The following is an 8,736-nucleotide window of genomic DNA, read 5'->3' on the forward strand; positions in this document are numbered from 1 at the left end:
TCTTTGACCTCGCACAACAGGGAGAAATCGATCCTTGGGATGTGAATGTGATCGAAATTATCGATCGCTACTTGAGCAAACTCTCTCTGACGAATACCCCCGAAAGCGATCGCGAAACAGCAAATTTGCCGCAATCAGGCCAAACCTTCCTCTGGGCTTCTATGCTTGTTTTACTCAAAGCCAATACTTTAGAGCGATTGGGAGAAGAAGAAGAGGAGGAAGAATTTATCCCCGAAGAACTCGATCCCCGAGAACGCGCGCTACCCCTGCATTTAGAACGTCACATTCGCCGCCGTCCCACAGCACCCCCTTTGCGTCGCCGTCGCGTCACCCTCCAGGAATTGATCGAACAGATTCAAGAAATGGCGGCAGTGGTAGAAACCAAGTCCTTGCAACCGCGAGTCAAAAAGCGGACTCAATCTAGAAAAGAAACCGCGCGTCATATTACCCAACTCGCCCATAATGAAAACTTAACGGAAATGGCAGGCTTATTGGAGGCATTCTTTCAGCGAGATTTTCCTCAACTGTCCGGCGATCGCGACTCCATCGATTTAAACCAGTTAGTGCAGTGGTGGAGTGAAACCCAACCGGACCAAGAGGAAAATCATGCTTCTACTCATCACCGCGTCGGCGTTTTTTGGGCGCTATTATTGCTCTCGGCACAGTCTAAAGTGGAACTCGCCCAAAGAGAATTTTATCAGGATTTAACAATAAAACCGCTAATCGAGAGTCAGTGCCGTGGATTGGGATAAAATTGGATTGAATTCGAGCAGATAGATTAAATTCGAGGAAAATTAATATGAAAGCCATGATTTTGGCAGCAGGTCGGGGAACTCGCGTTCGTCCCATTACCTATACGATTCCTAAACCTCTGATTCCCATCTTGCAGAAGCCCGTCATGGAATTCTTACTTGAATTGCTACGAAACCACGGTTTCAATCAGATTATGGTGAATGTCAGTCATCTTGCTGAAGAAATCGAAAGCTACTTTCGCGATGGACAGCGTTTTGGTGTGGAAATTGCCTACTCTTTTGAAGGCCGCATTGATAATAATGGTCATTTGTTGGGAGAGGCTTTGGGATCTGCGGGAGGACTGCGTCGCATTCAAGATTTTAATCCCTTTTTCGATGATACCTTTATTGTGCTTTGTGGTGATGCTTTAATCGATTTGAATTTAACTGAAGCGGTTAAACTGCACAAAGAGAAAGGGGCGATCGCCACGATTATCACTAAAAATGTACCTCGGGAACAAGTTTCCAGTTATGGGGTGGTGGTGACTGACGAGGAGGGGAGGATTAAGGCATTTCAGGAAAAACCTAATGTTGATGATGCCCTCAGTACGACGATCAATACGGGAATTTACATTTTTGAGCCAGAAATTATTGACTTTATTCCTCCGAAGAAGGTTTACGATATTGGTGGCGATCTTTTCCCGCAATTGGTAGAAATGGGTGCGCCTTTTTATGCGGTGACGATGGATTTTGAATGGGTGGATATTGGCAAAGTTCCGGATTATTGGCACGCCATTCGCGGTGTTTTGGGGGGAAAGATTAAAAATGTTTCTATTCCTGGCAAACAAATCGAACCGGGTATTTATACTGGACTCAATGTCGTGATGAATCGCGATAAGGTGGATATTCAAGGACCGGTTTATATTGGGGGCATGACTCGCATTGAGGATGGGGTAAAAATTGTCGGTCCGACGATGATTGGACCGAGTTGCCATATTTGTAGCGGTGCAACGGTGGATAATAGTGTTATTTTTGAATATTCTCGCTTGGGTTCAGATGTGCGTTTGGTGGATAAGCTGGTTTTTGGGCGCTATTGTGTGGACAAGAATGGGACGGCGATCGATGTTAAAGCTGCTGCTTTAGATTGGTTAATTACCGATTCTCGCCAAAGTCCTCCCCTTGCGGAACCACCGGAGAAAGATATTATGGCTGAATTTCGCGGCGATCTGGCTCTAAGTTTTATTGCGGAGGATGAGTAGGGGTTTAGGGCTTCTGTTGTACTGCGATCGCAATTTTGACGCGATCGAGTTGTCTCAGGCGATCGATGACTTCGACGACTCGTCCATGATTGGTTTGTTCGTCTGCGTTAATTAAAACTGTTGTTTCATCGGGTGCAAGCAACAGACTGATAGCATTTTCAAGGTTTTCAAGAGGAGTGGGAATTCGATTGAGAAAAATTGTCCCATTTTTGTCGATTGTGACGGTAACTCGCGTATTTTGTTGAGAAGATGCGGTGACTGCTTCGGGTAAATTAACGGGTAATCCTTCTGAATGGGTCAGTTCAAGACTGGATAAAATGAAGAATGCTAAAATTGCAAAGATAATATCAATGGCGGGGATGATGTTAATGGAAAAAGGGCGATCGGGTTCTTCAGGAAGGCGCATTTTGAGTAGGGGTTTGGTCTCCAAACCCTATATTCAGGAGTTTAGAGACCAAACCCCCACGGATCAAAAATAATAACAGAAGAACAATGAAAAATGCTAATTTACTCGCCCTTGCGATCGCAGTTACCCCTATTGTTAGTTTATCTCCCCTTCCTGTAGCAAGCCAAGAATTACCCGCCACATTTCGAGGTAGCGCACCTCGTATTGAGGAAGTGAGAAGCAGTTCGACGGAAACCTATTCCAGTCGTGCTAAATATTATTTTACGATTACTATCCCCGACACGGCAGAAACTCCCCTGCAAAAAATTGTCATTCAACAAAGAGGAGGACAAGAACGCATTCGCTTTAAACTAGAAGAGACGATCGCCTTTCTCGGGACATCGGGCGATCGCGGTGCATCCTTGAGGATTCAAAGCACTACTTATGATGCGTCCGCCCTCGCGGTTATAGTGGAATTAGAACAAGCTGTTTCTCCAGGGACAACCCTTAGCGTCAGGCTCAAACCGCGACGCAATCCCAGATGGAGTGGGGCTTATGGGTTTGGTGTCGCGGTTTTTCCCACCGGAGAAAATGCGCGAGAATTATACCTGGGTGCGAGAAGATTAACTTTTTACGATCGCTTTCCCCGAAGAATTTGGTGACGGGTATCGTGAAAAATGGGTGATGAAAAAAGATGAAATGCCAAAAAAATAATGCTACACTTATGGCCGAGCATAGCTTGATGGTCGTGCATCCAACCCCGAAGACATTCTAATTGTTAAGAAATAATTCAATTCAGTTAAGGAGAATACTATGGAAGTTCTCGGCTACACTCACATGGCGATGATGTATGAAGAAACTGTCGGACCTCTGAAAATTCGTTCGATCGCCCTTCCTCGCAGATTAAGTTTAAAACAAGTCGGTAGCGCGATCGCCCTCGCAGGATTTCTCATCTTTGGGGGTGGGGTAACTGCGATGGTTGCTTCTACTTTATCTCGTTCTAATGTTACTCCCGTTCCTCAAGAAGTACCTGGTTTCTAAAAATTCCCCAAAATTATCGGGTTTTTTCACCCTCTAGCATCTGGCTAGAGGGTTTTATAAAGAAATATGGAAAAAGGTTGACAACTGCGCTAAAGTATCTCAATAATTCAGAATTTTTAATTAATCTTGTCTTCAGCAATTCTCCTCGTTTGGCACGGAAGCCGCGATCGCCGTCCCCATCTCGCCGTTTCTCAGTTAACTACCCTCGTGACTCGAGAACTCAGCGCGATCGCCCCGAGTTCCGTCACCGGAAATACTCTCGTTTTGCCTCTATCCCCCCCGATCGATTCTGCGGCACTTGAATTAGCCTCTATGCCGCTAGAAGATAGCATCGTAGAATTTGCCCAAAAAGCAAAAGCAGCCGGGTTAAAGCGCGTTAAAATCTGTCCTCTGTTCCTGTTAAGCGGCATTCACGTTAGCGAAGATATTCCCGATCGCGTTGCCAAAGCGCGATCGCGGTTAAAGGGGGAAATTGAGCTAGAATTAATTCCTCATCTCGGCTCCCTCGGGGAAATGGTAAAACTCCTCAACGCCGCTTTTGCCCGCATTCCCGCCCAAAATCGCATTTTATTGGCTCACGGCAGTCGGCGCGAGTATGCCAATCAAAAAATTGAGGAAATTGCCGTAAAATTGAACGCCATCCCTGCTTATTGGCACGTTTTACCGGATTTAGAAAGGCAAATATCCCATTTGGTAACAGGCGAACAGAAAACGATCGCCATTCAGCCCTACTTTTTATTTACTGGAGGGATTACCGATGCAATCGCCCAAGAAATACAAAGATTGCAGTCTAAATTTCCCCGTACAGATTTACGTTTAGGACAGCCCCTCGGTGCAACGCCAGAACTGGCGAGATTAATTAGAGATTGGATAGATTTATGCTGTTAGAAAAGCAAACAACTTGGACCGGTAAAGTTTACTTGGTGGGTGCCGGACCTGGGGACCCTGGCTTAATGACCTTGAAAGGGAAAGGTATCCTCGAATGTGCAGATGTGGTGGTTTATGATGCCTTAGTCAGTCCAGAAATTTTGCTGATGATTAACCCCCAAGCTGAGAAAATTGATGCCGGAAAGCGCCGGGGACGACATTCCAAACTACAACAAGAAACGACACAAATCTTGATTGACAAAGCACGAGATAAGGCGATCGTCGTGCGCTTAAAAGGAGGAGATCCTTTTGTATTTGGGCGCGGAGGGGAAGAAATGGAGGCTATTTTGGCGGCGGGTATCCCGGTAGAAGTCGTCCCCGGAATTACCTCTGGTATAGCGGCTCCAGCTTATGCGGGTATTCCCATCACCCATCGCAATTATAGTTCCTCTGTTACCTTTGTCACCGGTCATGAGAAAGCAGGGAAATATCGTCCTCAAGTTAATTGGGGTGCGATCGCCCAAGGGTCTGAAACCATTGTGATTTACATGGGCATTCATAATCTCCCCCAGATTACAACCCAATTGCAAGAGGGGGGATTGAACCCAGAAACCCCCATCGCTTTGATTCGTTGGGGAACTCGCCCAGAACAAGAAGAACTGATCGGCACCCTCGCCACAATCGTCGAACAAGTTGCAATAACAGGCTTTGAGGCTCCGGCGATCGCGATCGTTGGCAAGATTATTAACTTTAGGGAACAGATCGCAAAAAACGGGTAATTCTCAAATCCTGAGAAAGTATTGAGAAGTATTGAGAAGTATTGAGAAAAATTTCCCCTACCCGATCGCCAATTGTCGATTCCCGATTACCGATTAATGGCATCATATTATGGATGAGAATCGCTTAACCCTTCGTTATATTGGCTTCATCGAGCCAGTCATCATTTCTGTTATCAGAGATGAGAAGCCAAAAACGAGAGAATTGAGGCGATATTATCTCTATAACAAAAAAATGGAGCAAAAATCCATTGGAGGAGGAGAATGCGTTTTTTAAAAGTTGCGGCGATCGCTTTTGCGATGCTATTGTTCAGTTTTCAAATTGCGGTAGACAACGCTCAAGCGGTTAATGTAGATGAGGTTTATCGAACCGTCACCTTAAACTCGGAGGGCGAAACCGTTGTCATTACCAACAAACAATTAGATAACGGGAGGAAGATATTTAACGATACCTGTTCTCAATGTCACATGGCAGGAAGAACCAAAACCAATCCTAATATCACCTTAAAATCGGAGGATTTGGAAGGTGCATTCCCGTCCCGAGATAACGTTTTGGCTCTTGTAGATTTCATCAACGATCCCAAAACCTATGATGGAGAAGAGTCGATCGATGTATTGCACCCCAGCATGAGTCGTCTCGATCTTTGGTCGGAAATGAGAAAATACAATCAAGATGACCTCTACAATTTAGCAGGTTATATTCTCGTTCAGCCCAATTTAAAAGGCGAACAGTGGGGTGGTGGTAAAACCATTAACTAATACCCTTCTTGAAGGTATTAAGGAGTCGAGAAATTATTTTTTAGAACTTACGCAATTAGGGAGCAAGACGCAATTAGGGAGCGAGACGCTCCCACTACTGTATTCTCTAATTAGGGTAGTGCGGGCATCTTGCCCGTTAATGTGTAAGTCCTATTTTTGATTCTCTCACTCCTCTCCCACTCATTAAATGGGGATGTGGCTGTGCCATATCCCCTTAATTTTTACTATTACCAATCACCAATTACCTGAATGCAAATTCGAGTTGATTTACCCCAAAACGCTTATGATATCGCGATCGCCTCGGGTGGTTTAGATAAGATTGGCGAACAACTGCAACCCTTGAAGCTGGGCAAAAAAGTCCTCCTCGTCTCCAATGCAGCAATTTTTAAGCATTACGGGGAAAGAACTCAAAAATCTTTAGAAAATGCTGGGTTTGAAGTTATATCCCATCTTATTCCCCCAGGAGAACGCTATAAAACCCTTAAATCTATTCAAAAAATCTATGATACGGCTTTAAAACATCATCTCGAACGATCTGCTACTTTTATGGCGTTGGGTGGGGGAGTTGTGGGGGATATGACGGGTTTTGCGGCTTCGAGTTGGCTGCGAGGGGTAAATTTCGTACAGGTTCCGACTTCTCTCCTGGCCATGGTAGATGCGGCGATCGGGGGAAAAACAGGGGTTAATCATCCTCAAGGGAAAAATTTAATTGGGGCGTTTTATCAACCCAAACTCGTTGCGATCGATCCCTTGGTCTTAAAAACCCTTCACCCTCGAGAATTTCGGGCAGGAATGGCAGAAGTAATTAAATATGGCATTATTTGGGATGCAGACCTTTTTGACCGCCTTGAAGCCGCTAAACGCCTCAATAGCTATTATTTTATTGATAAAGAATTATTAGAAACGATTTTGCTGCGATCGTGTCAGGCGAAAGCGGAGGTAGTGAGTCAAGATGAAAAAGAAGCGGGTTTGCGTGCCATTCTCAACTATGGACATACGATCGGTCACGCTGTGGAAAGTTTAACCGGATATCGTTCTATTAACCACGGAGAAGCGGTGGCAATTGGCATGGTTGCTGCGGGGGAAATTGCTTTAAAACTGGGAATGTGGAGCGATCGCGATGCTGAACGACAAAATGCTTTAATTGAGAAAACGGGACTCCCTACAAAAATTCCTGCCGATCTAGATGCAGATGCGATTTTAGAAGCGCTGAAAAGTGATAAAAAAGTTAAGGATGGAAAGGTTCGTTTTATTCTTCCCGATCGCATTGGTGCCGTGACGATAAGCGATCGCGTTGGGGAAGAGGAGATAAGAAGTGCGATCGCCAATTGCCAGTAAAGATTTATTTCCCCAATTCCTTAGACCGATCGCAAGCTGCCTTAACCGCCGCGATCGCAGCAGCCCGAAATCCCCCCGCTTCTAATGCAGTCACTCCCGCGATCGTCGTTCCCCCTGGACTGGTAACGCGATCCTTGAGTTGTGCCGGGTGTAGTTCGGTTTCTTGCAAGAGTTTGGCTGTCCCTAATACCGTTTGTAGCGCCAATTGAGAGGCGATCGCCCGAGGTAGACCCGAAGCAACCCCCCCATCTGCCAGCGCCTCCACCAGCAGTGCCACATAAGCCGGTCCCGATCCTGAAAGTCCCGTTACCGCGTCCATCAGGGATTCTGAGACCTCCACCACCTCTCCCACCGCCGCAAAAATCGTTTTAGCGCGATCGATTTGTTCTGGGGAAACTTGAGAACTTGGCGCGATCGCCGTCATACCTGCCCCTACCGTAGCGGGAGTATTGGGCATAGCACGAATGACAGAACAAGCAGGAAAGGCAGCCTGCAAGCGCTTTAACGGCACTCCTGCTAAAATTGAAAGGAGTAGATTGCTCGAGTTTGCAGCACCGGAGAGATCGGCAGCAACGCGATCGAGAACTTGCGGTTTAATCGCCAACAAAATCACATTTGCTGCAAAAACAACCGCATTATTTTCCGTGACCTCAACCCCATAGGTTTTCTGTAAATAATCCCGTCGTTGTTGCAGAGGATCGCTCACAACAACCGTATCGGCTGCATAAATATTTTGAGAAAGAAGGCAAGATAAAATAGCCTCCGCCATAACCCCGCCACCAATAATACCAAGTTTTACTGACACTTTGAACGAATGATGAAAGCTAAACGATAAATACTAAAGGAAGAAAGAGCAATTGTTTCTCCTCCTCCCTTCTTTCCGATAGTTAATTGCTGATAGTTAATTTTAATTATCAACTATAATCCCCGCTATCAACTATCAACTATCAACTATCAACTATTATTGAGCTAAACGATTGGGATCGAGGGTCCAAGCTGGACTTGGGGCAGCTTGAGGACGGTTAGCGCCCATATTCGCGGCCATATTTGCGGCGGCCATTTCCTGAACGATTCCCGACTGAGTGCTAACTTGAACGCAACTGGGGGTAAAGAGGAAAATACTTTCACCGATGCGTTCCTGATGACCGTCGATCGCATAAGTTCCCCCGGCAACGAAATCGACTGCACGTTGCGCTTCATCGGGATCGATCACCGTTAAATTTAAAACCACGGATTTGCGTTCCCGCAAGGCTTGAATGACTTGTGGCATTTCTTCAAAAGAGCGAGGTTCAATAACCACAACTTCTGAAATTCCATTAGCGGTTCCGGGCATTCCAATCACGTTACTCCTCGGCGTTGTTGAAGCCATTCCTGTTTCTGGTGCTGTTGTTACGGGGATTCTCTCGCGGTTGCGACGAGGGCGTTGACGTTCTTCTTCGACTACCGGAGCATTTTCTTGCTGGTAGAGGTTTTGATAGTCATTGCCATCCATATCTTCTTCATAATACTCGTATTCCTCTGATTCGTTGAGGCCTACAAAGTCTTTTAATTTGGTGAAAATTGTATTCACGACGCGCTCT

At 45.8% G+C, this 8,736-nt stretch carries 12 protein-coding genes; 9 read left to right on the plus strand and 3 right to left on the minus strand.

Features of this window, described 5'->3' with window-relative positions:
* Together VB714_RS06375 and VB714_RS06380 are read left to right on the plus strand one after the other, a co-directional pair.
* A partial coding sequence (locus VB714_RS06375; protein WP_323222293.1) for a segregation/condensation protein A occupies positions 1-752 on the plus strand: 752 nt, incomplete at its 5' end.
* A 47-nt stretch (positions 753-799) separates the two neighbouring features.
* The gene (locus VB714_RS06380; RefSeq protein WP_323222295.1) at positions 800-1,990 is read left to right on the plus strand and encodes an NDP-sugar synthase; all 1,191 of its coding nucleotides are present in this window, start codon (positions 800-802) and stop codon (positions 1,988-1,990) included.
* 4 nt (positions 1,991-1,994) lie between these two features.
* Here the strand turns inward: VB714_RS06380 and VB714_RS06385 are convergent, their stop codons facing one another.
* Positions 1,995-2,420: a biopolymer transporter ExbD gene (locus tag VB714_RS06385; RefSeq protein WP_323222297.1), complete on the minus strand. Its 426-nt coding sequence runs from the start codon at positions 2,418-2,420 to the stop codon at positions 1,995-1,997.
* 62 nt (positions 2,421-2,482) lie between these two features.
* On the opposite strand from VB714_RS06385, the gene VB714_RS06390 reads away from it, so the two are divergent.
* From VB714_RS06390 to aroB, 7 genes are all read left to right on the plus strand, one after another.
* Positions 2,483-3,037 carry a DUF2808 domain-containing protein gene (locus VB714_RS06390; protein WP_323222298.1) on the plus strand — a complete coding sequence of 185 codons (555 nt, stop codon included), beginning with the start codon at positions 2,483-2,485 and terminating at the stop codon, positions 3,035-3,037.
* 151 nt (positions 3,038-3,188) lie between these two features.
* Positions 3,189-3,416 carry a hypothetical protein gene (locus tag VB714_RS06395; RefSeq protein WP_323222299.1) on the plus strand — a complete coding sequence of 76 codons (228 nt, stop codon included), beginning with the start codon at positions 3,189-3,191 and terminating at the stop codon, positions 3,414-3,416.
* Between the two features lie 126 nt (positions 3,417-3,542).
* The gene (locus tag VB714_RS06400) at positions 3,543-4,304 is read left to right on the plus strand and encodes a sirohydrochlorin chelatase (RefSeq protein ID WP_323222301.1); all 762 of its coding nucleotides are present in this window, start codon (positions 3,543-3,545) and stop codon (positions 4,302-4,304) included.
* Positions 4,295-5,062, plus strand: coding sequence for a uroporphyrinogen-III C-methyltransferase (cobA, locus tag VB714_RS06405; RefSeq protein ID WP_323222303.1), 768 nt, complete (start codon positions 4,295-4,297; stop codon positions 5,060-5,062). The genes VB714_RS06400 and cobA overlap by 10 nt, the downstream gene beginning before the upstream one ends.
* Before the next feature lie 109 nt (positions 5,063-5,171).
* Positions 5,172-5,336: a hypothetical protein gene (locus VB714_RS06410; protein ID WP_204105986.1), complete on the plus strand. Its 165-nt coding sequence runs from the start codon at positions 5,172-5,174 to the stop codon at positions 5,334-5,336.
* Complete coding sequence (psbV, locus tag VB714_RS06415; RefSeq protein ID WP_323222305.1) at positions 5,324-5,818, plus strand: photosystem II cytochrome c-550; 495 nt, start codon at positions 5,324-5,326, stop codon at positions 5,816-5,818. Before VB714_RS06410 ends, psbV begins: the two co-directional genes overlap by 13 nt.
* Before the next feature lie 249 nt (positions 5,819-6,067).
* Entirely contained in the window at positions 6,068-7,156 is a 1,089-nt protein-coding gene (aroB, locus tag VB714_RS06420) for a 3-dehydroquinate synthase (RefSeq protein ID WP_323222307.1), read from the plus strand.
* A gap of 4 nt (positions 7,157-7,160) precedes the next feature.
* Here aroB and proC read toward each other — a convergent pair whose 3' ends face one another.
* A complete protein-coding gene (gene proC, locus VB714_RS06425) occupies positions 7,161-7,961 on the minus strand; it encodes a pyrroline-5-carboxylate reductase (protein ID WP_323222309.1) in 801 nt (266 codons plus the stop codon).
* A gap of 156 nt (positions 7,962-8,117) precedes the next feature.
* Positions 8,118-8,726 carry a cell division protein SepF gene (locus VB714_RS06430; RefSeq protein ID WP_348539818.1) on the minus strand — a complete coding sequence of 203 codons (609 nt, stop codon included), beginning with the start codon at positions 8,724-8,726 and terminating at the stop codon, positions 8,118-8,120.
* Positions 8,727-8,736 lie beyond the last annotated feature (10 nt).

Source organism: Spirulina sp. 06S082 (genome assembly GCF_034932145.1).
Lineage (GTDB): Bacteria > Cyanobacteriota > Cyanobacteriia > Cyanobacteriales > Spirulinaceae > CCY15215.